The organism is Flavobacterium sp. PS2 (assembly GCF_046250155.1).
Lineage (GTDB): Bacteria > Bacteroidota > Bacteroidia > Flavobacteriales > Flavobacteriaceae > Flavobacterium.
On the sequence record NZ_CP176426.1, the window covers coordinates 742,332 to 768,517 of the forward strand.

Below are 26,186 nucleotides of genomic sequence, written 5' to 3' on the forward strand. Positions count from 1 at the left end.
AAAAACGCTAAGATTTACTTAGCGTTTTTTTTGTGTTTATATTTCTAAAACTAATCTTTTAATCTAAAACCAATCCGATTTGTCCATCGTCGTCTAGTTCCGTTTCAACTGAATCATCATCAGATAGTTCCGGTTTTTCAGGAACTTCTTCTTTTGGTTCTTCATATGGTAATGGATCTAACAGATTAACTTGTTTTATCTTATCACTTGTTAATTGATTCCCTAATGCTTTAAAGCCTTTTACAGCAATAAAATCTTCGATATCTACATACAAATTATCTTTTTGAACTCCTTTTACTTTAGTGAAAACTAATTCGACTACAGGGCGATAATCAGTCGCAACAATCTCTAGCTGAGAATTAGGATGTTCAGTAATAAAACATTCTTCTTTATTTTCAGTCTCAATCAAGAAACGTTTAATATAGTAACGTTCTTTTTCCCCATCAAAATAAATAGCTGAAATTGGCTTTTTAGGATTCCATTTTTCCAAAACAATCATGTCTTCATCAAAATGAGTTGATAATTCTGGAATAATCACCTTCAGCTTTCCTGTCTGGCTAATGATTAATATTTTATCACTTGGCTTAAATTCTCCTAACAATTCTCCACGTGCATCTACATTAAGACGCTTTACAGTATCATCAAACCAAACTTTTCTTGGCAATAAAGTAGAGATTCCTTTCTCTTTAAGTTCGATTTTCTTAATTGGATATTTGGTTACCAAATTTCCTTTTGAAGCTCTTCCTTTAATAGCTAATTTGGCAAAATCAATATCAAATTTCAATTTTTTAATCGTTCCAACCTGACGCAGTAAAATAGTTATTACTTCGGCTTCTCCGTTAGGGTTATGCGAAAAATAAACTACTTGCGAACCTGTAGTTTCATTGGTTAAATCATACGCTTTATCACGTGTAACTCCCGAAACATTAAAACGTTTTATATATGAAGGTCCTGATTTTCCGTCACGATACATCATATTGTAAATTGTACGTTTATCGCTTTTATCAAAAATAGCAACATGTATGATATCTTTACCCACAAATGTCTTAGAATCAACTTTTGTAATTATCATTTTACCATCTCGTAAAAATACAATCACATCATCAATATCCGAACAATCAGTTAAATACTCATCTTTTTTCAAGCTAGTTCCAACAAAACCTTCTTCGCGGTTTACATAAAGCTTTGTGTTACGTAAAACTACTTTTGTAGCCTCAACATTATCAAAAACACGAAGTTCTGTCTGACGTTCACGTCCTTTACCATATTTCTCTTTTAATCTGGTAAAATAAGCAATCGCAAAATCTGTTAAGTTTTCCAGATTGTATTCTACTTCCTTCATTTCATCTTCTAACTTAGCGATAAAATCATCGGCTTTATCAGAATCAAAACGGGTAATACGTATCATCGGAATTTGAGTCAAACGCTGTAAATCATCATCGTGAATTTCTCTTACGAATGATTTCTTGAAAGGCTCAAATCGGTCATATAAATATTTATACAACGATTCTCTATCAGAATATAATTTGAAATCAATGTACATTTCCTCACGAATGAAGATTTTCTCTAAAGTAGAGAAATGCCATTTATTTTTTAATTCCTCTAATTGAATTTCTAGCTCTTGTCGAAGCAAATCGACAGTTCTGTTCGTAGAAATCTTCAACATCGCAGAAACACCAATAAACAATGGTTTATTATCCTCAATAACGCAACCTAAAGGCGCTACAGAAGTTTCGCAGGCTGTAAATGCAAACAAAGCATCAATTGTTTTGTCTGGTGAAACTCCTGGGAAAAGGTGTATCAAAATCTCTACATCTGCCGCAGTATTATCTTCAATTTTCTTGATTTTGATTTTGCCTTTTTCATTGGCTTTCAAAATACTATCAATTAAAGTAGTCGTATTGGTCGAAAACGGAATTTGCGTAATTACAAGTGTATTCTTGTCTAATTGTGCAATTTTGGCACGTACACGAACACGTCCGCCACGAAGTCCATCATTATAATTAGAAATATCTGCAATACCCTGAGTCATAAAATCAGGATATAATGTAAACGGTTTTCCTTTAAGAATTTTTATCGAAGCATCGATTAATTCATTAAAGTTATGTGGTAATACTTTTGTAGAAAGTCCAACCGCAATACCTTCGGCTCCTTGTGCCAAAAGCAAAGGAAATTTTACTGGTAGATTATTCGGTTCTGCACGACGACCATCGTATGAAACACCCCAATCGGTAATTTTTGGAGAGTATAAAACCTCCAAAGCAAATTTAGATAAACGTGCCTCAATATAACGCGAAGCTGCAGCTCCATCTCCTGTTAAGATATTTCCCCAGTTTCCCTGACAATCTATCAATAAATCTTTTTGACCTATTTGTACCATTGCATCACCAATACTCGCATCTCCGTGAGGGTGATACTGCATGGTGTGACCTACAACATTGGCAACTTTATTATAACGACCATCATCCAACTCTTTAAGAGAGTGCATAATACGACGTTGTACGGGTTTAAATCCGTCTTCGATAGCAGGAACAGCACGTTCCAGAATTACGTACGAAGCATAATCCAAGAACCAGTCTTTATACATTCCGGTAACTTTGGTGATGGTATCACCACCTTCGCCATCGTTATTATCGTAAAAATGTCCTCCTTCAAAAGATTTGGCATCTACTTCGATAATCTCTTCAGATTCATCTTCTTCTTGATTCTCATCAAAAGAATTAGTATCCTCCGAATTATTTTCTTCGTTATCTGGAATTATGTTATCGTCTTCTTCGTCTTTCATTTAATTATATTCGAAATTATAATTTTAATATTATTTGTTTTCGATGAGTTCTTTTAAAACCTCAACACTCGGTAACACTGTTTTATATTTACTAGCAAAAATTTGCTCGTTGTTTTCTGGTAAAGTATATCTTACTACTGCCTCACTTTTATTTTGGCAAAGTATAATTCCAATCGTTTTATTCTCATCTTCCAAACGCATTTCTCTATCATAATAGTTAACATACATTTGCATCTGACCTAAATCCTGATGTTTTAATTCTCCTATTTTCAAATCAATAAGTACAAAACATTTTAAAATTCTATTATAAAAAACTAAATCAATTCGGAAGTGTTTATCATCAAATGTAATTCTTTTTTGTCTTGCGACGAAAGTAAAACCATGACCTAACTCTAGTAAAAAATGTTCTAGCTTATTAATAATTTCTTCTTCTAATTGCAATTCTGAATATTGATGTAATTCTGGCAATCCTAAAAATTCAAGTATGTAAGGGTCTTTAATAATATCTTTAGGTTTCTCAATAATCTGACCTTTTTCTGATAATTTTAAAACTCCTTCTTTATCACAACTTAATGATAATCTGCTATAAAGTGCCGAATCATACTGTCGCTTTAATTCTCGAACACTCCAATTGTGTTTCTCTGATTCTATTTCGTAAAAAAGTCTTTCTTTTTCATCATCAATTCGCATTAAAAAAACATAATGAGACCAAGTCAATTTAAAAAACGAAGATAATATCTGCATTTTTTCATTTCTGAAATTCGTCGACAGCGATGACGAAATTGAATCATTAGAATTCCGCGACACTGTCTCGGAATTCTTAATTTCCAAAATACTAGACACTGTCTCGGAAATTGAATACACTAAATAAAATTTTCTTATATTCTGTAGGTTATCAACAGAAAAACCTTTTCCAAACGCCTTTGTTAATTGTTGAGATAATCCTTTTAATAATTGTTTTCCATATTCAGCTCTGTCTTTTCCGTTTTGCTCTTCTTCAACAATCATTCTTCCTATCTCAAAATAGGTAATTGTCATCGTTGAATTTACAGTACGTAAAACTTGTTGTCGAGCATTTTGCAATAACTCAACTACTTGTTGAAATATGACTTTATTTTGAAGATCGGTTGACAATATATTTTATTTAAAAACTAAACTTCCTCCTCTATAGCATCTAGTTCTACTTTCAAATTCTTGATAATAAACTCTTGTCTGTCTGGTGTATTTTTACCCATATAGAAAGATAACAATTGTTCTATCGATGTGTTTTTATCCATCATAATAGGATCTAGTCGAATCGTCTCTCCAATGAAGTTCTTGAACTCATCTGGCGAAATCTCTCCCAAACCTTTAAATCGCGTGATTTCTGGTTTTGGTTTTAATTTTTCGATAGCTGCTTTTCGCTCTTCTTCAGAATAACAATAAATTGTTTCTTTCTTGTTTCGAACCCTAAAAAGTGGTGTTTGCAAGATATATAAATGCCCTTCTTTTATTAATTCCGGGAAAAATTGCAGGAAAAAAGTAATCAACAACAAGCGAATGTGCATTCCATCGACATCGGCATCGGTTGCGATTACAATATTATTATATCGTAATTTTTCTAATCCGTCTTCAATATCTAAAGCTGCTTGTAGTAAATTGAACTCTTCATTTTCATACACAATTTTCTTTGTCATTCCGTAGGAATTCAAAGGCTTACCACGCAAACTAAAAACTGCTTGTGTATTTACATCGCGCGATTTTGTAATTGATCCCGAAGCCGAATCTCCCTCGGTAATAAAAAGGGTACTTTCTAAGTTTCTAGGATTTTTTGTATCTGGAAGATGCGCACGACAATCTCTTAATTTTTTATTATGCAGATTGGCTTTTTTGGCACGATCTGTCGCAAGTTTCCTGATACCAGATAGTTCTTTACGCTCTCTTTCTGCCTGCAAAATTTTACGAAGTAAAGCTTCGGCTGTTGGAGGGTTTTTATGTAAATAATTATCTAATTTATTTTTTACAAAATCATTTACAAAAGTACGAACTGATACTGGCGGCGTTCCATCATCAGATCCCATATCCATAGAACCTAATTTGGTTTTGGTCTGAGATTCAAATACTGGTTCCATCACCTTGATGCTAATCGCACTCACAATCGATTTACGTACATCTGATGCTTCGAAATTCTTATTGTAAAACTCACGGATAGTTTTCACAATTGCTTCTCTATAAGCAGCTAAGTGCGTTCCTCCTTGCGTTGTATTTTGTCCGTTTACAAAAGAGTGATATTCCTCGCTATATTGTGTTTTACTGTGCGTTAAAGCGATCTCGATATCCGTATCTTTTAAATGGATAATTGGATATTCTAAATCTTCAGCACTAATTGTTTCTTCTAATAAATCTCTAAGACCATTCTCAGAAATGTATTTTTCCCCATTGAATATAATCGTCAAACCATTGTTTAAGTAACAATAGTTTTTAACCATTTTTATTACATATTCTAATCGGAATTTATAATTTTTAAAAATAGCTTCGTCTGGAACAAAAGTTACTTTTGTACCTTTTCGTTTTGTAGTATCAATTACATCTTCTTCAAGAACCAAATTTCCTGCTGAAAATTCGGCTGCTTTTTGTTTGTCATCACGAACAGATTCTACGCGAAAATAGTTAGAAAGTGCATTTACTGCCTTGGTTCCTACTCCATTTAAACCTACTGATTTCTGGAAAGCTTTGGAGTCATATTTCCCTCCTGTATTCATTTTTGAAACTACATCAACAACTTTCCCTAGAGGAATTCCGCGGCCGTAATCACGAACCGAAACGGTTTTATCTCTGATAGTCACTTCAATAGTTTTTCCTGCACCCATGACAAACTCATCGATACAATTATCTAAAACCTCTTTTAAAAGAATATAAATACCATCATCTGGTGAAGATCCATCTCCCAATTTCCCGATATACATTCCGGGACGCATACGAATATGTTCTTTCCAGTCGAGTGATCGAATATTATCTTCGTTATATTGATTTTGCTCTAGCATAAATGAATTTTGGATTTTTTGCTAATGTACTATATCTCCTTAAAAAATGAAAGTCAATCTTTTGAAAGTTATCAATAAAAGTATCTTTTAAACGCATTTATTTAAATTAAAAACAGAAACTCATTATTTTTATAAAAAAACTGCTTTTTAAACAATATTTTAGGATTTAATACCTAAAACTTGTTTTGCCAAAGCAATCATTTCGGGAGTTCCCGTATTTTTATTTTTTTCGTCCGAAAGTTTTACAACTCCTTCCCAATGTGTAAAATCTGGCTTCGTTTCGGTTAATTTTATAACCATATTCATTGCTGGCAAGCCTACATCATTGGTAAAATTTGTACCAATTCCGAATGACATTTTTATCTTGCCTTTACAGAAATCTGATATCACTTTTACCTTTTCTAAGTTTAATGAATCAGAAAAAACTATGATTTTTGACTTAGGATCGATTCCGAGTTTTGTGTAATGTGCAATAATTTTTTTAGCAAATTCAATTGGATCTCCACTATCATGTCGAACTCCATCAAAAAGCTTGGAATACTTTTTATCAAATTGCTCAAAAAACACATCTGTAGTATAAGTATCTGTCAAGGCAATTCCTAAATCACCCCCATAAACTTGTGTCCAGTTCTCCAGTGCAACTATATTGGCAACTTTAAACCCATATTGTGCCGCATGAAACATAAACCATTCGTGCGCATGAGTTCCTAAAGGTCGTTTACCGTTAAGCATTGCTAAATGCACATTACTTGTACCTAGAAAACTTTCCTGACCAAAAAGAGCTAATGTTTCATTAACCAAAGTATGTACTTTATACGAATGACGTCGTCTTGTTCCAAATTCTAAAACTGAAGCTCCTAATGCATTATAACTTTCAATTTTGGCTTTGGTAATATCCTGAACTGCTTTATCATCTATTCTCACTAAATCCTGAGATGCGTAAAAAAGTTCCGAAATTAAAGCCATCAATGGGACTTCCCATAAAATGGTACGGTACCAGAATCCTTCGATTGTAATATCTAATTCGGAACCAACTTGTTCTATCTCGACCTCAGAAGCGTCAAAAGTATATCCTTGTAAGAAATCCAAATAAGTTGGGTCTAGATACGGACAATGTTTCTTTAAATATAATTTCTCTTCTTGAGTCAATTGTAGTTTTGTCATTGCTTCAACAGAATGACGCAATAAAACAGCAAAACCCGGAGGAAAAGCATGCTCACCTCTATTTATAAATTTATACCGTACTTTAGCTTTAGGAAACAGCTTTATTACAGCATGCTGCATTGTAAATTTATAGAAATCGTTATCTAATATTGATTTTAGGAAGATTGTCCCCATACCCAAATTGCTTTATTAATTTTAAAAAACCTTGATTGCTAATATACGGCAATTCAACAAAAAAAGAAAATTGTTTAAACAAACATCTTTAATTATCTCTACTTTGGAATTATTTTAAAAGAAGCAACACTATTTTGATAGAGAAAAAAAGTAATAAATGAGCCTATTTTTTTGTCATAAGTAATCTGGAATTCCAAAGTTCTTCTTACTTCTTTTGGATTTTCTACTTTAACTGGCTGTCCTCTTTTTAAATAAAAAAATGTATCCGATTTTGAAATATTTTTTATTTTGAAAGATATTTTATCACCATCATTGGCTTTAATTATTCCTGATTCAGGTCTTAAAATTTCGAGATCTTCTTCAATAGCTTTATCAGAAATTAAAGGGCCATTTAAAAAATCTTCCTGATTTAATTTACGATCCAAATACATTCCTGAATCAGGAAAATGCTTCGCAAAAAAGTATTTTGGATCCGTATTAAAGTAAACTGAGTTAAAATAATTTACCATTACTTTTCTATTACTATCATAATATCCTTGCCCCCAAGTAACGTCGACCAAAATCCATTTTCCGTCAACCCAAACAATATTCCATGAATGATTAGTCAACAAATTTTTCCGACCAATATCTGTCAATGATTGCTTGGAATCACCTCGAATTACTTGAGATTTCAAATCTACCAAAGAAGCTAAACGTTGATACAAAAGCGTAAAACCTTCGCAAACTGCTTTTTGAGAATCAAATGCCTTTTGCCACGTTTTTTCCTTTATTAACTCTATTTGTTTTTGCTTTTCGGCTTCAGTTCTATAGCTAAATTGTACGGGCTTCTGCGGATTTAAATACGCTTTGTAATCATATTTTATATTTAAAGCAATCCAGCTATAAATAGCTCTTGCCTTATCATATTCTGAAGTAAAATCTTTTTGAATTCTTGTCGCTAAATCTTCTGTTGAACTAAAATGTTTTGGGTATTTCCGCACAATATCATCAATCGCATTGTACTTTTGTGAATATGCCGAATAGAGAAAAATATAATTCAGAAAAAGAAATATAAAAGCAATCTTTTTTATTGTCATCGATTAAAAACTAGACTTAATAATGTCTTTTAATTCTTTATCTAACTCTGTATTTGATATTTTATTTTCTTCTAAATCAAAATTAGCATTAAAACTCGGCAATGAAAAACTTGCTTTAATCTCGGTACCATAACGTGGGAACAATTTTGTGGCAATTTCTAAAACTGAAGCTCCCCCTCTCCCTCCTGGTGATGTAGCTAATAACAGCATTGGTTTGTGCTGAAAAACATCTTTCTCTATACGCGAACACCAATCGAAAACATTCTTGAAAGCTACTGAATAATTCCCGTTATTTTCTGCCATAGAAACCACCAAAATATCTGCTTCTGCTAATTTTCCAAGAAAAGCTTTTGCTGTTGGGTGCTGCCCTATCTCTTTTTCGACATCAACACTAAATAAAGGCATTGCAAAATCATTTAAATCCAGCACTTCTACACTGGCATTATTAAATTGACTTGCAGCATATGTTGCCAGTTTTTTATTGATGGAATGCCGACTATTACTTCCTCCAAATGCTATGATTTTCATGATTTTATTTTTAGTGTTTACTCTATTTCTAAGATTTCTTTTTTTATTTCTACCGAATATTCATTCGGGTAAATCTTACCTCCATATGTCTTAGCATATACCTTCGTAAATTCAGCTCCAAAATACAGAATAATTGCCGAATAATAGACCCAAACCAGAATTATTATTACGGAACCTGCCGCACCATAAACCGATGCTGTTGTAGAACTTCCTAAATAAAATCCTATGGCAAATTTCCCTATCATAAAAAGTACTGCGGTACAAGTTGCTCCAATAAAAGCATCTTTCCATTTTATTATTCCATCTGGCAATGCTTTAAATATAATTGCAAAAAGCAACGTGATGCTAATCAATATAATAATCAGATTTATTATATTAAATAAATAAACGGTACTCTCTGGAAAATACAACTTTAAACGTGCACTCATTAAATCCAAAATTGTACTTACAAAAAGACTCACAAGCATTAAGAATCCTACTGAAACAATCATAGAAAATGACATTAATCGGTTTTGTATAAACTTCTTAAGTCCTTTGTTTGGTTTGGCGCGTAATCCCCAAATAAAATTAATAGAACTCTGTATTTCGGCAAAAACTCCTGAAGCTCCAATTAATAACATCCCGACTCCAAAAACAGTTGCAAAAACATTGCTTCCTGATAGCTGTACATTTTTTATTGTTTCCTGAATTTGTATCGCTGCACTATCTCCCACTAATCCGTTTATTTGACCATAAAGCTCACCTGCAACAGCATCTTCTCCAAAGAAAACACCACAAATGGTAATAATTATAATTAACAAAGGTGGTAATGCAAAAATGGTATAATAAGCCAATGCAGCACTTAACTTTATTGCATTATCATCGTTAAACTCCAACACTGTAGTTTTTAACAAATACCATGATTTGGATATTATATTTTGACTTTTCACAATACTTTAATTAATTATTTCTCTCAAATATAAGCAATTAAAAAAATAAAATTATTCTCATATTTCCTGTAAATGTTATACTTTATCCATGACTACCCCAGATTGTAGTGGAAAGCATTTTGAGAGGAAAACCACTTTTTTGTTACTGTAAAAAAGCGACCAGCGGAAGCTCTTTTTATAGTATTACAAAAAAAGGTTTTACCGAAAAATCTTGAAACGGAAAGCTGGAAATGGGTTCTGAAAATAAAAATTTAAACCATTAAGACATTGAGTTTTATTAAGACTTAACTTCTCTTAATCCCTTAATGGTAAAAACAAAAAAACTGCTGAATATCTTCAACAGTTTTCCTTTTTATACATTTAAAACCAAGCTATTCTGAAACTTTTTTGAATTGTTGTTCATATCCGAAATTCTTTAATTTTAATAAGCTTTTGAATTCTCTACGGGTTGGTTTAACAACAAAAGAAGTTGAATCTAGCTTTTGCGATTTAATCGCTGTAATAGAATCTAATCTCCTCAAATCCTCCATTGAATGGATATCATTAATCTTTATAACATTATTATCTATTGAGAAAATTTTTGCTCTCCAGAAAATAGAATCACGTATGCTTAAAACCAATTTACCATCAATTCGTTTTGCTTTATTATAGTATGAAAATCTAAATAATGTATCTACATGTTTTTCGATTAATTCTATTGAATCACCCTTTGAATTCATATCATACTTCTGATTCTTCTCTTTTTTTATTAATTTCCCATCTACAATATCATATTCTCCTTTTAAAGAATCTAATTTATTTTTATGGATTATAAATTTATTATAATTCTCAAACCTAATTGCATTTTCATCAATTCTTAAAAATGTAGAATCACTATCCATAAACAGCCCTTTAAATTTATCAGGAAATCGGTCTAACTCAGAATCATTAACAGGCTGAGGATTTTCAAAATATAAATCAAAACCTTCATAAGGAGCACGATTGGCTTTTCTACAAGATGATAGAGCAATTAATATTCCTAAAATTAGAGCGATTTTTTTCATAAGTTGTTTTTTAATTAGATTAACCAAAATTCAAGCCAAATGTTAAAAAAAACCAAAATGAGCACAAAAAACATTTTCACGCAGATTTTACAGATAAAAGCAGATTAACCTCTTTATTACCTTTAAAAATAAAAATTTAAACAAAAAAAAGCTGCTGAATTTCTTCAGCAGCTTTGTCTATTCTCTTTAATCTTGATTCTTTTTTCTAAAGAAAAATTATACGTTAAAACGGAAGTGCATTACATCTCCATCTTTTACGATATATTCTTTTCCTTCTACTTTGAATTTCCCTGCTTCTTTAGCTTTTGCCTCTGAACCGTAATGAACGAAATCTTCGTATGAAATTACTTCAGCACGGATAAATCCTTTTTCGAAATCGGTATGGATAACTCCTGCAGCTTGTGGCGCAGTAGCTCCAATATTGATTGTCCAGGCACGAACTTCTTTTACTCCTGCTGTAAAATAAGTTTGTTGTTTTAATAATTTATAAGCAGCACGAATTAAAACTGATGCTCCTGGCTCTTTCAAGCCCATATCTTCTAGAAAAACCTGACGTTCTTCGTAGCTTTCTAATTCAGTAATATCTGCTTCTGCTCCTACTGAAAGGATAATAACTTCTGCATCTTCATCTTTTACCAACTCACGAACCTGATCTACGTATTTGTTTCCGTTTACAGCAGAACTTTCGTCAACATTACAAACGTACAATACTGGTTTTGCAGTAATTAACTGGAAAGATTCCATTAAAACCTCTTCATCATTACCTTGAGGCGTAATAGTACGAGCTGATTTAGCTTGTAATAATGACTCTCTAATTCTGTCTAAAAGTGCTTTTTCTGTCTGAGCTTCTTTATTTCCAGTTTTAGCTGCACGATTTACTTTCTCCAAACGTTTTTCAACAGTTTCTAAATCTTTCAATTGCAACTCAATGTCAATTGTTTCTTTGTCACGAATTGGGTTTACATTCCCATCTACGTGAACAATATTATCATTATCAAAACAACGTAAAACGTGAATAATCGCATTACACTCTCTGATGTTTCCTAAAAATTGATTTCCTAGTCCTTCACCTTTACTTGCTCCTTTTACCAAACCTGCAATATCTACGATATCTACAGTTGCCATTTGCACGCGTTCTGGTTTTACCAATTCTTCTAATTTTTCAATTCTTGGATCTGGTACGTTTACAACACCAATATTTGGCTCGATTGTACAAAACGGAAAGTTTGCACTTTGTGCCTTTGCATTTGATAAACAATTAAATAATGTTGATTTTCCAACATTTGGCAATCCTACAATTCCTGCTTTCATATGTAGTTTCTATTTATTTTTATTTGCAGCGCTTCAATTCTGCTGAAATTTATGTTCTCGCTTTTAAAAGTTTGCAAATATAAGATTTAATACTTCGTTGCCGAACAAAAACTGCGTATTAATACACTTTTAAACAAACCCTTAAAAAAAATTAAACATTATATTAATATTTTGTTAAAAAGAATTACTTTTAGCTAAACATCTAACCAAACAACAAAACCAAATTCAATTAATTATGAAAAAATTTACAGTATTAGTATTTATACTAAATATTACATTTCTTTTTGCTCAAAAAGAAATTAGTGGCGTCGTAAAAGACCATAATGGCGTAGCGCTTCCGGGGGTAAACATTATGGAAAAAGGAACTAATAACGGAGTATCTACCGACATACAAGGTGGTTACATTATTAAGGTTAAAGAAGGTGCGGTCTTAGTTTTTAGTTATGTTGGGTACTCCAATACCGAAAAAAATGCTACAAGTGGTATTATCGATATTACTATGAACGAAAACGGCGGACAAACCTTAAAAGATGTTGTAATTGTTGGTTCCAGAAATACAAAAAGAACAGTTGTAAACTCTGCTGTACCTATTGACATTATTAATATAAAAGATGTTACTACGCAAAGCGGAAAACTGGAAATTAACCAATTACTGCAATACATAGCCCCATCTTTTAATGCTAACAAACAATCTGGATCTGACGGAGCAGATCACGTTGACCCTGCTTCTTTACGTGGTTTAGGTCCTGATCAGACTTTGGTTTTAATAAATGGTAAAAGAAGACACCAATCTTCGCTCGTAAATTTATTTGGAACTCGTGGACGCGGAAATACTGGAACGGATTTAAATGCTATTCCTGCTTCATCTATAAAAAGAATTGAGATTTTAAGAGATGGTGCAGCGGCTCAATATGGCTCTGATGCTATTGCGGGAGTTATTAATATCGTACTAAACGATAATATAAACGAACTTAATGGTTCGGTTACTTATGGAGTTTTTAATACTAAAGCTAAAGGTGATTTTCTCCCTGGAACTCCTAACACTAAGGGATATCGTTTGGATAAAAACGGAAATGGAAACTCGTATGGAAAAAATCAAGATTTTGACGGAGGTTCCGTAAAAGTTGCTGCCAATTATGGTGTTGCCATTGGAGAAAAAGGTGGATTTGCTAATTTTACTACTGAATATATCAACAAAAACAAAACACTTCGCCCTGCTTACGATTTTAGAAAAGGCTTTGGAGATGCTGCAATTCAGAGTTTTAATCTTTTTGCAAATATTGCTATCCCAATTTCGGATAAAACGGAGTTCTACGCCTTTGGAGGAAGAAATTACAGAGATACTGATGCTTATGCATTTACTCGTAATGATGGCGAGAGAGTCGTAGAATCTATATATCCTGGCGGATACACACCAAGAATTACATCGAATATTATTGACAACTCATTATCCGCAGGATTTAGAACTGTAACTACTGGTGGATGGAAAATAGATATTAGTAATACGTACGGAAAAAACCTTTTTCACTATTATATAAAAGGAACCATAAATGCTTCTCTTGAAGCTGCTTCTCCAACTGAGTTTGATGCTGGAGGCCATACGCTAACACAAAACACAACTAATTTTGATTTCTCCAAAAATTACGACTCTGTACTTGATGGATTAAACTTAGCTTTTGGAGCTGAATATCGTACTGAAAATTTCACCATTTTTGCTGGCGATGAAGGCTCTTACGCTACTTATGACACAAACGGAATTCCGATAAGAGATCCCGCAAATCAAAGTGCTCCAATAGATCCTATTTCTGGCAATCCAAGACCTGGAGGCTCTCAAGGTTTCCCTGGATACAGCCCTCTCAATACAGTTGATAAAGGTCGTACTAATCTATCTTTATACACTGATGCCGAACTAGATATTACGGATGCTTTCTTAATTAGTGGTGCTGTTCGTTTTGAAAATTATAGCGATTTTGGAAGCACTTTAAATGGTAAACTTGCTATGCGATTAAAAGCGAGCAAAAACATAAATTTTAGAGGATCTGTGAGTACTGGATTCCGCGCCCCATCATTGGCACAAATATATTATAATCTACATTTTACAAACTTTAATGCTGGTGGAGCAACAGAAGTATTACTTGCACCAAATAACAGCCCAATTACCCGCGCTTTTGGCATCCAAAAACTAGATGAAGAAAAAGCGTTGAACGCTTCTTTGGGTTTCACTGCAACTTTTGGTGATTTTACAGCAACTGTCGATGGTTATTTTATAAAAGTAAAAAATCGTATCGTACTTACGGGTTATTTTGATGCAACCGCATTAAACATTGGTGTCTCTGAAGCTCAATTTTTCGTTAATGGTGTTGATACTAAAACAACTGGATTGGATTTGGTTCTTGCATGGAAGAAAAAATTTGGAGAATCGCTATTTAGTGCAACATTGGTAGGAAACATCAATAACATGAAAATTGACAATATAAAAAATGGCAGCTTACCTGAAGAAACTTTTTTCGGAAGACGCGATAGAGCATTTTTATTAGCTTCGGCTCCAAAAAACAAATTTGGTTTGAACTTAAATTATGCTCGTCATAAATTTGATGCTGGTTTAGCTTTTACTCATTTCAGCAAAGTAGTTTTAGTAGATTATGGTGATGAAGATGATACGTATTACCCAAGAATTGTAACAGATTTAACTGTAGGATACCAGCTTACAAAATCATTAAAATTAAGTGTTGGTAGTAACAATTTATTTAATGTTTACCCAACAAAACAAGATGAACAAGGAAATACTGAGGCTGGTGGATATTGGGACGCTGTACAAATGGGTTTCAGCGGAGCGTATTACTATGCAAGACTTGGATTTACGTTTTAATACAATGCCTTTCTTTTGTCATCCTGAGCGAAGTCGAATGGACTCAGCCTGACAAAACAAAAAAAAATCCTGAGCGTCAAACTCAGGATTTTTTTATATAAAGATTACATTTCACATCTCACAATTCACAACTTATAATCTAAAGAACTTATTATTTCTTTTTCTTTATCGGTGGCGGTAAATCCCGAAACATCCCAGTAATTGGTTAGGATTTTATTCTTTTTATTAAAGAGTGTTTTCTCTTTAAAAACATCGCTTTCGTTATAAGTGAATTTTTGTTTATTGAAATTGGTCGTTATAAAACTATTCCGAACTTGAATATTCTTGACTTTGTCTTTTAAAATAAGATTATAAGCTATTTCTTCGTTAGAACTCAATAAATAATAATCCGACCCATCTATTCTGTATTTAACTTTTATGAATGATCTCGTAATGTTTTTAGAACCTACATCTGGTTTTTCTTCCGTTTCAACTGGCTTTGCAGGAATCAAAGCACACGTAAACTCAATAATTATCTTTTTTTTGTGGTCATAAATAACTTCAAAACTATCCATCTCCTTCTTAGACTTGTCCAGCGGAGTAATACTCATTACATAATAGTCTTTATTACCCGGAAATCCTTTTACTATAAAATCATATTCTTTTTTTGCTTTTGAATCTAAAATAGGCTCAAAATAATCCAAATTAGAATAATTCTCCATGATATTATTCAGATTATATCCTTTTAAATCAGCACTTACATCTGCTTCTAGCAAGCCGTAAGATCGATTTTGCTCTACCAATAATGTTGTTGTTGCTTTTTTGCGATTTCCTGAGAACTGAAAATTTACAAGTCCGTCATTATAATACGAATATTTATCATCAAGCATAAAATACTCTCGTACATATACTTTTAATCGATATGGCATTGTTAGTTTTTCTACCGAATTAGAGACAATTTTTTGAAGTATTTTTTGTGGAGATTCTTTAGACACAACAATCTCAGTTAACCTATTCTTCTTGTTCTTTAAATAAACTACAAATTCATTCTCTTTTAAAGCTATCCAACGAGTTGTTAAGCTCTCATAATTTGTCTCGGAAGTCTGAACATTTGAAGCTCCTGTTAACATAAAAGTAACCTTACCTTCTTCATTACTCAATAAAACTTGCTTAGTTTTCATTATAACTACCATTGCATTTTCTATCGGCAACTGCGTTTCTATATCTTTTACGATTATAGAATATTCTTTGCTTTGTGCAAAAATACTCACGTTAAAAAACACAATAAATAAAAGTATAAGTCTCTTCATAGGCTTTGTTAAAAAAATTAACCGCTATAAAACTACAAATAAAACATTAAAAACCAATACAATACAAAAAAAAGGTTATATACAAAAAAATCCTGAGCGTAAACCCAGGATTTTCTTTATGTTTAAAATCTAAAAAGACTTTAGTATTTATTCGTTATGTAAAAACGCTTGTCTATTTAATAGCGTCTCTTCATCTTCTACATGATTATCATCTGGTACACAACAATCTACAGGACATACTGCCGCACATTGTGGTTCATCATGAAAACCTTTACATTCTGTACATTTACCCGGAACGATATAATAAACTTCGTCAGAAATAGGAGTCTGAGCATCATCTGCGTCAACTTCTGTACCGTCTGGCAAAATTACTTTTCCTTTTAAAGCTGTTCCATCCTTGTATCTCCAATCATCAGCACCTTCATAGATTGCTGTATTTGGGCACTCTGGTTCACAAGCACCACAATTGATACATTCGTCGGTTATAATTATTGCCATTGTTTTTTAGTCTTAAAGTTAAAAGCTTTAAAGTTATCAAAGTCAAAAAAAAACAAAAAAGAGCATTTTAGCGTTTTGACTTAATGACTTTTGACTTTCGACTTATTTATCCTTATTTTTGTGCAAAATTACAATCAAAACTATTCATATACAAATTACTTATGTTACAAAACGAAAAAAAACAATCTTTTATAGAACTGGGCAAATTTTTGAGCCAATTTTCAGAAAATGATTGTAAAAAACACAATAATGTTTTATGTAATGACTTGTTTTTTGATGATTTCATAAAACTGATTCACTTGTCTCAATCACATAACGGTTGGTACACTCCTGAACAAGTTTTTTTTTCTATCCAATCATGGGCCAATGCTTTAACAGAAGAGAACCTTAATAAATGGCTTTCTGCTTATTCTTTTGACTCTGTTAAAGAAAGTAAAAACGTAGCCTTAATACTAGCTGGAAACATTCCGCTAGTTGGTTTTCATGATTTTCTATCTGTTTTAATTACCGGACATAATGTCTTGGTAAAAACATCTTCTAATGATCAACATTTACTTCCTTTCTTGGCGAAATATCTTATTGCTATCAATCCTGATTTTGCTAATAAAATCACTTTCGTGGAAGGAAAACTAGAAAATTTTGATGCTGTAATTGCTACAGGAAGTAATAATACGGCACGTTATTTTGAATACTATTTTAAAGATAAACCTTCGATTATTCGAAAAAGCAGAAACTCTATTGCCGTTTTAAACGGAAAAGAAACTAAAGAACAACTTATTGCTTTGGGTGAAGATATATTTAGATATTTTGGTTTAGGATGCCGAAATGTTTCTAAGCTATTTGTTCCTGAAGGATATAAATTTGATGCTTTTTTTGAAGCAATTTTCGAATATCAGGATGTTATTCATTATGAAAAATACGCTAACAATTACGATTACAATAAGGCAGTTTTCTTAATGAGTAATTTTAAATTACTAGATAATGGCTTCTTAACTTTAAAAGAAGATACAAGCCACGCCTCTCCTATTTCGAGTGTTTTTTATGAAACCTACAATAATATCGAAGATTTAAAACAACGATTACAAGCTGAGAATGAGCAAATTCAATGCATTGTAAGCGATAACATGATAGAAAACAGCATTTTATTTGGAAAAACGCAAACTCCTGATTTGTGGGATTATGCAGACAATATAGATACTATATCGTTTTTGTTAATAACATAAGTTAAAATCTGATAATTATTGCGAATAATTTAACGATTTTTCGGGCGCTATTACCGAAATTTGCGTTTCTAAAAAATATTGGAATTTAACTACACCATGAAAAAACACAACTACAGCGCAGGACCAAGTATCTTACCTCAAGAAGTTTTTGAGAAAGCATCAAAAGCTATTTTAAATTTTAATGACTCAGGATTATCAATTTTAGAAATTTCGCACCGAAGTAAAGATTTCGTTGCTGTAATGGAAGAAGCTCGTTCTCTTGCTTTAGAATTATTAGGACTTCAAGGAAAAGGATATCAAGCCCTGTTTTTACAAGGTGGTGCAAGTACAGCATTCTTAATGGCTCCTTATAACTTAATGAAAGAGAATGGTAAAGCAGCTTATTTAGATTCTGGAACTTGGGCAACTGCCGCTATAAAAGAAGCAAAACTTTTTGGAGAAACTATTACTGTAGCTTCATCTAAAGAAGAAAATTACAACCATATTCCAAAAGGTTACGAAATACCTGCCGATGCAGATTATTTTCATTGTACAAGTAACAATACCATTTTTGGAACTCAAATGAAAGAATTCCCGACAACGAGTGTACCAGTAGTTTGCGACATGAGTTCGGATATATTTTCTCGCAGTTTAGATTACTCACAATTTGATTTAATTTATGCTGGAGCTCAAAAAAATATGGGTCCTGCAGGAACTACTTTGGTAGTTATTAAAGAAGAAATCTTAGAGAAAAACGGAAGAACAATTCCTAGTATGTTAGATTATGCTAAACATATTAAAGCAGAAAGTATGTATAATACTCCTCCTGTTTTTGCTGTTTATGTTTCATTATTAACATTACAATGGATTAAAGAAAAAGGTGGTGTTGCAGCCGTTGAGAAATTAAACGATGCAAAAGCGGCGCTACTTTATGCAGAAATTGATAGAAACCCTTTATTTAAAGGAGCTGCAGTTGTAGAGGATCGTTCTAACATGAACGTTACTTTCTTATTAAACAATCCTGACCATACTGCAACATTTGATGCTATGTGGAAAGAAGCTAACATTTCTGGTTTACCAGGTCACCGTTCAGTTGGTGGTTACAGAGCATCTATATACAATGCAATGCCTATAGAAAGCGTTCAGGTATTGGTAGATGTAATGAAAGCTTTAGAAACAAAGATTTAAAAATTAAAATATTGAATGATTTAAAGATTTATTTCTACACTAAATCATTCTATTTCTTTATTTAAAAATTCAGATTGAATATTTTAATTATTAAATTTTTCAATCTTTAAATATCAAAAAAATGAAAGTATTAGCAAATGACGGAATTTCTAAAAGTGGAATTCTAGCTTTAGAAAAAGGTGGATTTGAAGTTATAACTACAAAAGTGGCTCAGGAACAAGTAGCTAATTTTGTAAACGAAAACAACGTAGATGTAGTTTTGGTACGTAGTGCTACCAAAGTACGTAAAGATATAATCGATGCTTGCCCAGGATTAAAAATTATTGGTCGTGGTGGTGTTGGTATGGATAACATTGATGTTGACTATGCAAAAAGCAAAGGAATTCATGTAATTAATACTCCAGCTTCTTCATCTGAATCTGTGGCTGAATTAGTTTTTGGACACTTATTTAATGGAGTTCGTTTTTTACACGATTCTAACAGAAATATGCCTTTAGAAGGTGACACAAACTTTGATGGTTTGAAAAAAGCGTACGCAAATGGTACTGAATTAAGAGGTAAAACTCTTGGTATCGTTGGTATTGGTCGTATTGGTCAAGCTACTGCAAAAATGGCTCTTGGTTTAGGTATGAAAGTTATTGCTGCTGATAGTTTTATTCCTAAAGTAGACGTTAAAGTTGAATTCTTTGACGGTCAATCTATCACAACAACAATAGAGTCTCAATCATTAGAATCTTTATTTAAAGAAGCTGATTTCATCACTTTACACGTTCCTGCTCAAAATGGTTACATCATTGGAGAGAAAGAATTTGAAATCATGAAAGATGGTGTTGGAATCGTAAATTGTGCTCGTGGTGGTGTTATCGACGAAGTGGCGCTAGTAAAAGCATTGGATAGCGGAAAAGTATCATTTGCTGGTTTAGACGTTTTTGAAAGCGAACCAAAACCAGAAATGGCTATTTTAATGCACTCAAAAATCTCTTTGACTCCACACATTGGAGCCGCAACTGGAGAGGCACAAGACAGAATTGGTACTGAACTAGCTTCACAAATTATTACTTTGTTGAGTTAAGTAATTAAAAAATAGTTTAACTTTAAAGGGATTTACTGCGCATTGTAGTAAATCCCTTTCTTTTTATTAAATTTGTCGTCTAATCTAAATGTAAACATCATGTTTGAACAATTAACCCAATTAGTGCAACAATACGGAGGCAGTGCAGTCGTAAACAACCCCGCTGTTCCTAATGAACACAATGAAGCTGTAATAAGTGAAACAAGTAATTCTATTTTTGCAGGATTGCAAAAAATTGCTTCGGAAGGTGGCGCAGAACAACTCGCCAGTTTATTTAGCGGAAAATCACCTATTGACAGTTCGAACCCTGTTGTACAACAAATAACACAACAGTTGTCTGGTAATCTTGGAGAAAAATTTGGATTAAGTAGTGAAGCATCTAGTGGTGTTGCTGCAGGTATGATTCCGCAAATTTTAGGTTCTCTTGTAGGGAAAGCAAAAGACTCAAACGATAGTAGCTTTCAAATTTCAGATATTATTACTGCTATTTCTGGTAACGGAGGGCAAGCTTCGGGTATTATGGATGCAATTTCTAAATACGGAACTCAATTTGGCTTAGATCAAAATGGTGATGGGAAAGTAGATGTCAGCGATGCTATGGCATTAGGAAACAAAAGCGGTGGCATAGGTGGTTTACTAGGTAAATTATTCGGGAAATAGTTTTTTTTAGGAAGGTACTGAGGTACTAAGGCGCAAAGGCGCAAAGGTTTTCTGTAGAGACGCAACTCAGTATGTTTAAAGTTTCTAAATTCTAAGTTAAAAAAATAATCAAAAGCTGTTTACATAAATGTAAACAGCTTTTTTTTGTGAGTATGTTTATTGAAGTTTTCATTCTTAATACATAAGCCTATTGCAAAAAACTTTGTGTCTCTGAATATTTTAGACGCACTGCGGTGCGTCTCTACTGAAAACCTTTGAACCTAAAAATTATGCAATTACACCCCAACAAGAAACCTTTGTCCCTTTGCACCTTTTAGACGCACTGCGGTGCGTCTCTACTGAAAACCTTTGAACCTAAAAAGATATGCAATTACACCCCAACAAGAAACCTTTGTCTCTTTGAATCTTTTAGACCCACTGCGGTGCGTCTCTACAGAAAACCTTTGAACCTAAAAAGATATGCAATTACACCCCAACAAGAAGCCTTTGAACCTTTGAACCTTAGTACCTTCCTAAAAAACCTTTGTCTCTTTGCACCTTTTAGACGCACTGCGGTGCGTCTCTACAGAAAACCTTTGAACCTTAGCTCCTGAGAACCTCTCTTGAAAAAACTGTTAAATAAAAAAAGCCTTCGCTGATTTTTTTGTAAATTTATATCTCATTTTTAAGCCATGAAAAATAGTATCTACATATTGCTTGTTCTATTTGTTATTGTTGCGTGTTCTACTCAAAAAACAAGTATGGCCATTACAAAACAACCTGCTACATCGGTAAATGATACAGTTCGCATTGCAAACGACGATTTAGAATATGAAGTAATTATAATAGACAACGATTTTAGTACCTGGCTAGCTTCTACTGCATTACCTCGAAATTATTATTCACAAGCTTATCTTGAAAATAAAAACCAACAATATGTACGTGAATGGAATAACAGGGTTTTACAACCACAGCGTTTCAGTCCCAATTTGTACGAAATGAGAATTGATTACGACACTACAATTAATTATGGATACGAGGTAAATTACTTAATTTACAACTACATGATTTATTTTCAAAATACTTACAAACAAAAGCTAGCAGGATATGTCCCATCAAGATAATGTTACTATATTTGTATTCATTATAAATAGAAATGAATAAATTAAAACAACGTTGGGGGATTACTTCTAATTTTCAACTCACTATCATATTTATTGTATTTGCTATAACCGGTTCTACTTCGGCATGGTTATCAAAACCTTTTTGCGTTTGGTTAGGAATTACAAAAGAAGATTTTGGCTTTTGGTTTACCCTTATCCGCTTAATAATTATTTTCCCTATCTACCAAGTATTACTTGTAGCAATAGGAGCTATTTTTGGGCAATTCCGTTTTTTCTGGAACTTCGAGAAAAAAATGCTTAAGAATATGGGACTAGGATTCTTGTTTAAAGAATAATATCGTTATCAATATGCTTATCTTTCTTTTGGATAAAATAAGTATAAATCCATGTTAGGGTAAATGATGGGATAATATCTGTAAACGGAAGTATCTCTTCGACAAAAGTTAAGATTCCTGCCACCTTCCCTACTCGACCTTTATACATATAAGTCATTAAGAAACCAGCTAGTGGCGCCCAAATAACATCGGCAAATTCCCCTAAAAAAGGAATTGTAAAACTTACCATTCCGATTGCATCAAAAAGCAATCCTAATAAAAGTTTTTTTGTTCTCTCGTCTTTCACAAGTGTTTTTTCTTCCATTTTAATATATATTAAAACCTGAGTTACTTCAAATATAATTCATTTTGAACAGATTGTCTATTTATTTTTTTTCGAATAAACTTATCATTCCGTAACCATTAATCAAATTTCATTCCTAAAATAATCTTCATCAAAAAAGAGATTTCCTTTTTTAGAATCCTCTTCCCTTTTTTCACAATTTACTTTTACCAAAAAATGTTCCTAAAATTCTGTTACAACACATTTTTATATCGGTAGAATCTTTGTTTCTTTGTAAAAACAGTTTCGTAATGATAAAGGCAAAAAATATACATAAATTCTATGATCAACTTGAAGTTTTAAAAGGAGTTGATTTGCATATAAAAAAAGGAGAAATTGTTTCTATCGTTGGAGCTTCTGGAGCAGGAAAAACAACACTTTTACAAATTTTAGGAACATTAGACAAACCTGAAAGAAATAAAGAATCATCTCTAACTATAAATGGCGAGAATATTTTAGCACTTCAGGATGTAGAAAATGATAATTCGAAACAAGAAAAAAGACTTCAAATTGTTACTTGGATAGGAGGAATTTACGCTGTAGTTTTAGCCATATACTTATTATTTTTTAGATCAAAAATAGGAGATGATTTGCTTGGAACAGTTACCTTAGTATCAATATTTTTACCAATAGTATCTCTATTTATTTATTACTTTAGATATTTTAAAGAGAAAAGTAAAAAAGACAAAACATTGTCTGAATTTAGAAATCTTAATTTAGGTTTCATCTTTCAGTTTCACCAACTATTACCTGAATTTACAGCATTAGAAAACGTTTGTATTCCCGCATTTATATCCAATAAATCTAAAAGCGAAATAGAAAAAGAAGCTAAAAAACTTTTAGAATATCTAGGTTTATCTCACAGAATACATCATAAACCAAATGAACTTTCGGGTGGAGAACAACAACGTGTTGCAGTTGCCAGAGCTCTAATCAATAAACCCGATGTTATTTTTGCCGATGAACCTTCAGGGAATTTAGATACTCATTCTGCAGAGAATTTACATCAATTATTCTTCCAGCTTCGTGACGAATTTGGACAAACTTTTGTTATCGTAACACATAACGAAGAACTTGCTAATATGGCCGATAGAAAACTAGTAATGGTGGATGGGCAAATAATATCCTAAAATGATTTTAATTCTTTTAAGCTGGATTTATATTCTTTTCACAACCATAAATCTTGGTTTAGAAACTGATAAGATTCTACGATTAAAGAATTCAAACTTTGTAATTCTCTCTATTCTAGGTCTTTTTACAGCAACTATTCTTGCGAGTATTTGGGCTATTTTTGGCAGGATAAATATTGAGTTCCATCTTTTTCTTTTAATAGCAAATATTGGAATCTGCCTAAAGTTAAAAAAGGAAATTAAAGTTATTTACACCTCATTTTTTAATGAATTACGATCTTTAGATAGATCCTTAAAAATAGCTTTAATTAGTATAACTCTTTTAATTTTAGCTCAATGTGCATCAATTCCTTACATAATAGATAATGAATCTTATTACATACAAACCATTAAATGGATTAATGAATATGGTTTTGTAAAAGGTCTTGCCAATTTGCATCTTTTTCTTGCCCAAACAAGTGGTTGGCATATTACCCAAAGTGCATTTAATTTTTCATTCTTGTATGATAAGTTTAATGATTTAAGTGGCTTTTGTCTTTTGCTAGGGAATATTTATGCCATTTTACATCTCAATTCCTATTTCAAGAATAAAGAAATCAATTACCTAGTAATTGGGTTGCTGCCTTTGGCAAATCTTTTCTTTTTCTCTTTTATTAGTTCTCCTTCCCCCGATTTACCTGTTTATATCTTATCTCTGATTATCTTTTTCAGCTTCTTAAGCAGCTATAAAAATCTTAATATTGGGACATTTAACACCGTTTTTATTCTAGTTGTTTTTGCGATATATATTAAAACAACAGCAATTGCACTTATCTTGATTCCGCTGTTATTATTTATAAAACACTACAAAATTTTAATTCCAAGAATAGCAAAACCCTTAAGCATTGGAATACTTGTTTTCTTTTTATTTTTAATAAAAAACACCATTATTAGCGGATATCCTTTATTCCCTATAACACTAAATATATTCCATTTTGATTTTCAAATTCCTGTATCAATGGCGCATTTTTATTATGATGAAACTAAACGGGCAGCTTTTTCGATTACACAGAATGAATTCGATACTATGAGTGTATTCGAAATCTTTAAAACATGGATTTCAAGACCCGCATTACATGGCTTATTTAATAAATTGATTGTATTATTACTTATAATCATGCCTTTTTTTATCTTTAAATTTTTCAATAAAAAAACATTTTGGGCTTTATATGGCATATTTGTTTTTCAAATAATATTGCTGTTATTATCTTCACCACAATATAGATTCTTCATGAATTTTATACTGCTATTTTCATTTCTAATAGCGAGTCTTATTCTTAATAATCAAAACAGGATTATTGTTGTTCTTTATATATCATTATCAATACTGGCATTTATTGTAATCTTTCCAATTAATTTAAAAGTATTTACAACAAATACTTTTTTAACGAGTAATAGTACCTTCTCTATAAGCAACATCGTTTATCCATATAAAAACTCCAAATTTGATACCGAATATAAACCTATCATTAATGGCAATTTACGATACAATTCTCCTGTAGATAATTCTTTTTTCTGGGGAACCGGAGATGGTCTAATACCTTGCGTTAATAAAGAACAGATTAAATATTTTGAGGCTTATTACAAGATAAAACCTCAAATGCGAACAACTAATTTAAAAGACGGCTTTTACGCCAAAAACATATCAAATGAATCAAACTGAGCTTAAAGATTTCCTTGACGAAAAAGTCATACAATATAACAATCAGGATTTTATAGAAAGTGATCCGGTACAGATTCCGCATTTATTTTCACAAAAAGAAGACATCGAGATTGCAGGTTTCCTGAGTGCAACAATTGCGTGGGGAAATCGAAAAATGATTATTAAAAACTCACACCAAATGATGGAATTAATGGGTAACACTCCCTACGATTTTATCATGAACCACAACGATGAAGACATAGCAAGATTAGAAAATTTTGTGCACCGCACCTTCAACGGAAAAGACTTTGGAAGTTTTATAAAAGGATTGCAGCACATTTACAAAAATCATGGCGGCTTAGAAGCTATTTTCTCTAAAAATCAGGAAAAAGATAGTTTACAAAAAAGCATTCACGAATTTAAAAAAGCATTTTTTGAAATCGATCATTTACAAAGAACTCAAAAACACATTTCAGACCCTTTAAACAATTCGGCAGCCAAACGCATTAATATGTACCTAAGATGGATGGTTCGCCAAGATACAAAAGGAGTAGATTTAGGAATATGGAAAAATATTTCGCCTGCAAAACTTTCTTGTCCGCTTGATGTACATTCTGGAAATGTCGCTCGTAAACTAGAACTGCTTTCGCGAAAGCAAAACGATGGTAAAGCACTGGCAGAACTAGATTTAAATCTCCGCAAAATGGACCCACTTGACCCAGTAAAATACGATTTTGCATTATTTGGACTAGGCGTTTTTGAAGGCTTTTAAGATTGATAATTAGATTGTTATATTACTAAATC

At 32.3% G+C, this 26,186-nt stretch carries 21 protein-coding genes and 2 pseudogenes; 11 read left to right on the forward strand and 12 right to left on the reverse strand.

What is annotated here, in order from left to right; translation table 11 throughout:
• Positions 1-58: 58 nt before the first annotated feature.
• The 9 genes from ACJ6WR_RS03145 to ychF all read right to left on the reverse strand — a co-directional run bounded on the left by ACJ6WR_RS03145 (position 59) and on the right by ychF (position 12,033).
• The gene (locus tag ACJ6WR_RS03145) at positions 59-2,785 is read right to left on the reverse strand and encodes a DNA gyrase/topoisomerase IV subunit A (RefSeq protein ID WP_409417025.1); all 2,727 of its coding nucleotides are present in this window, start codon (positions 2,783-2,785) and stop codon (positions 59-61) included.
• Positions 2,786-2,815: 30 nt separating this feature from the next.
• Positions 2,816-3,919 carry a YhcG family protein gene (locus tag ACJ6WR_RS03150; protein ID WP_409417026.1) on the reverse strand — a complete coding sequence of 368 codons (1,104 nt, stop codon included), beginning with the start codon at positions 3,917-3,919 and terminating at the stop codon, positions 2,816-2,818.
• 17 nt (positions 3,920-3,936) lie between these two features.
• Positions 3,937-5,808 carry a DNA topoisomerase IV subunit B gene (locus ACJ6WR_RS03155; RefSeq protein WP_039112671.1) on the reverse strand — a complete coding sequence of 624 codons (1,872 nt, stop codon included), beginning with the start codon at positions 5,806-5,808 and terminating at the stop codon, positions 3,937-3,939.
• Between the two features lie 159 nt (positions 5,809-5,967).
• On the reverse strand, positions 5,968-7,146 hold the full coding sequence (pncB, locus tag ACJ6WR_RS03160) for a nicotinate phosphoribosyltransferase (RefSeq protein ID WP_409417027.1): 1,179 nt from the start codon (positions 7,144-7,146) through the stop codon (positions 5,968-5,970).
• Between the two features lie 98 nt (positions 7,147-7,244).
• Positions 7,245-8,222, reverse strand: a complete 978-nt coding sequence (locus ACJ6WR_RS03165; RefSeq protein ID WP_409417028.1) for a transglutaminase domain-containing protein — start codon at positions 8,220-8,222, stop codon at positions 7,245-7,247.
• A gap of 3 nt (positions 8,223-8,225) precedes the next feature.
• Entirely contained in the window at positions 8,226-8,750 is a 525-nt protein-coding gene (locus tag ACJ6WR_RS03170) for an NADPH-dependent FMN reductase (protein ID WP_409417029.1), read from the reverse strand.
• 17 nt (positions 8,751-8,767) lie between these two features.
• The gene (locus tag ACJ6WR_RS03175) at positions 8,768-9,679 is read right to left on the reverse strand and encodes a YihY/virulence factor BrkB family protein (RefSeq protein ID WP_086895182.1); all 912 of its coding nucleotides are present in this window, start codon (positions 9,677-9,679) and stop codon (positions 8,768-8,770) included.
• Between the two features lie 371 nt (positions 9,680-10,050).
• Positions 10,051-10,722, reverse strand: coding sequence for a hypothetical protein (locus ACJ6WR_RS03180; RefSeq protein WP_409417030.1), 672 nt, complete (start codon positions 10,720-10,722; stop codon positions 10,051-10,053).
• Between the two features lie 216 nt (positions 10,723-10,938).
• On the reverse strand, positions 10,939-12,033 hold the full coding sequence (gene ychF, locus ACJ6WR_RS03185; RefSeq protein WP_039112665.1) for a redox-regulated ATPase YchF: 1,095 nt from the start codon (positions 12,031-12,033) through the stop codon (positions 10,939-10,941).
• Positions 12,034-12,268: 235 nt separating this feature from the next.
• Between ychF and ACJ6WR_RS03190 the strand changes: the two genes are divergently transcribed.
• Positions 12,269-14,902 (forward strand): TonB-dependent receptor domain-containing protein, encoded by a 2,634-nt coding sequence (locus ACJ6WR_RS03190; protein WP_409417031.1) that lies wholly within the window; start codon positions 12,269-12,271, stop codon positions 14,900-14,902.
• A gap of 125 nt (positions 14,903-15,027) precedes the next feature.
• On the opposite strand, the gene ACJ6WR_RS03195 is transcribed toward ACJ6WR_RS03190, so the two are convergent.
• Both ACJ6WR_RS03195 and ACJ6WR_RS03200 read right to left on the reverse strand, forming a co-directional pair.
• On the reverse strand, positions 15,028-16,191 hold the full coding sequence (locus tag ACJ6WR_RS03195; RefSeq protein ID WP_409417032.1) for a hypothetical protein: 1,164 nt from the start codon (positions 16,189-16,191) through the stop codon (positions 15,028-15,030).
• A gap of 147 nt (positions 16,192-16,338) precedes the next feature.
• A complete protein-coding gene (locus ACJ6WR_RS03200) occupies positions 16,339-16,689 on the reverse strand; it encodes a 4Fe-4S dicluster domain-containing protein (protein WP_035624858.1) in 351 nt (116 codons plus the stop codon).
• A gap of 161 nt (positions 16,690-16,850) precedes the next feature.
• Here ACJ6WR_RS03200 and ACJ6WR_RS03205 point away from each other — a divergent pair, with 161 nt between their 5' ends.
• The 6 genes from ACJ6WR_RS03205 to ACJ6WR_RS03230 all read left to right on the forward strand — a co-directional run bounded on the left by ACJ6WR_RS03205 (position 16,851) and on the right by ACJ6WR_RS03230 (position 22,249).
• Positions 16,851-17,912 carry an acyl-CoA reductase gene (locus tag ACJ6WR_RS03205; protein ID WP_409417033.1) on the forward strand — a complete coding sequence of 354 codons (1,062 nt, stop codon included), beginning with the start codon at positions 16,851-16,853 and terminating at the stop codon, positions 17,910-17,912.
• Positions 17,913-18,008: 96 nt separating this feature from the next.
• The gene (serC, locus tag ACJ6WR_RS03210; RefSeq protein ID WP_039117156.1) at positions 18,009-19,079 is read left to right on the forward strand and encodes a 3-phosphoserine/phosphohydroxythreonine transaminase; all 1,071 of its coding nucleotides are present in this window, start codon (positions 18,009-18,011) and stop codon (positions 19,077-19,079) included.
• 121 nt (positions 19,080-19,200) lie between these two features.
• Positions 19,201-20,151 (forward strand): D-2-hydroxyacid dehydrogenase, encoded by a 951-nt coding sequence (locus ACJ6WR_RS03215; RefSeq protein WP_039112660.1) that lies wholly within the window; start codon positions 19,201-19,203, stop codon positions 20,149-20,151.
• Between the two features lie 99 nt (positions 20,152-20,250).
• Positions 20,251-20,811 (forward strand): hypothetical protein, encoded by a 561-nt coding sequence (locus tag ACJ6WR_RS03220; protein WP_039112659.1) that lies wholly within the window; start codon positions 20,251-20,253, stop codon positions 20,809-20,811.
• 671 nt (positions 20,812-21,482) lie between these two features.
• A complete protein-coding gene (locus ACJ6WR_RS03225) occupies positions 21,483-21,914 on the forward strand; it encodes a DUF6146 family protein (protein WP_409417034.1) in 432 nt (143 codons plus the stop codon).
• A 32-nt stretch (positions 21,915-21,946) separates the two neighbouring features.
• The gene (locus ACJ6WR_RS03230; RefSeq protein ID WP_039112657.1) at positions 21,947-22,249 is read left to right on the forward strand and encodes a DUF6787 family protein; all 303 of its coding nucleotides are present in this window, start codon (positions 21,947-21,949) and stop codon (positions 22,247-22,249) included.
• Here the strand turns inward: ACJ6WR_RS03230 and ACJ6WR_RS03235 are convergent.
• Positions 22,239-22,553 carry a hypothetical protein gene (locus ACJ6WR_RS03235; RefSeq protein WP_086895188.1) on the reverse strand — a complete coding sequence of 105 codons (315 nt, stop codon included), beginning with the start codon at positions 22,551-22,553 and terminating at the stop codon, positions 22,239-22,241. The genes ACJ6WR_RS03230 and ACJ6WR_RS03235 overlap by 11 nt on opposite strands.
• Before the next feature lie 269 nt (positions 22,554-22,822).
• On the opposite strand from ACJ6WR_RS03235, the pseudogene ACJ6WR_RS03240 reads away from it, so the two are divergent.
• The 4 genes and pseudogenes from ACJ6WR_RS03240 to ACJ6WR_RS03255 form a co-directional block, all read left to right on the forward strand.
• A pseudogene (locus ACJ6WR_RS03240) lies at positions 22,823-23,035 on the forward strand (ATP-binding cassette domain-containing protein); the annotation flags it as partial.
• Between the two features lie 216 nt (positions 23,036-23,251).
• A pseudogene (locus ACJ6WR_RS03245) lies at positions 23,252-23,701 on the forward strand (ABC transporter ATP-binding protein); the annotation flags it as partial.
• 1 nt (position 23,702) lies between these two features.
• On the forward strand, positions 23,703-25,403 hold the full coding sequence (locus ACJ6WR_RS03250; protein WP_409417035.1) for an LIC_10190 family membrane protein: 1,701 nt from the start codon (positions 23,703-23,705) through the stop codon (positions 25,401-25,403).
• On the forward strand, positions 25,390-26,154 hold the full coding sequence (locus ACJ6WR_RS03255) for a TIGR02757 family protein (protein ID WP_409417036.1): 765 nt from the start codon (positions 25,390-25,392) through the stop codon (positions 26,152-26,154). The genes ACJ6WR_RS03250 and ACJ6WR_RS03255 overlap by 14 nt, the downstream gene beginning before the upstream one ends.
• Positions 26,155-26,186 lie beyond the last annotated feature (32 nt).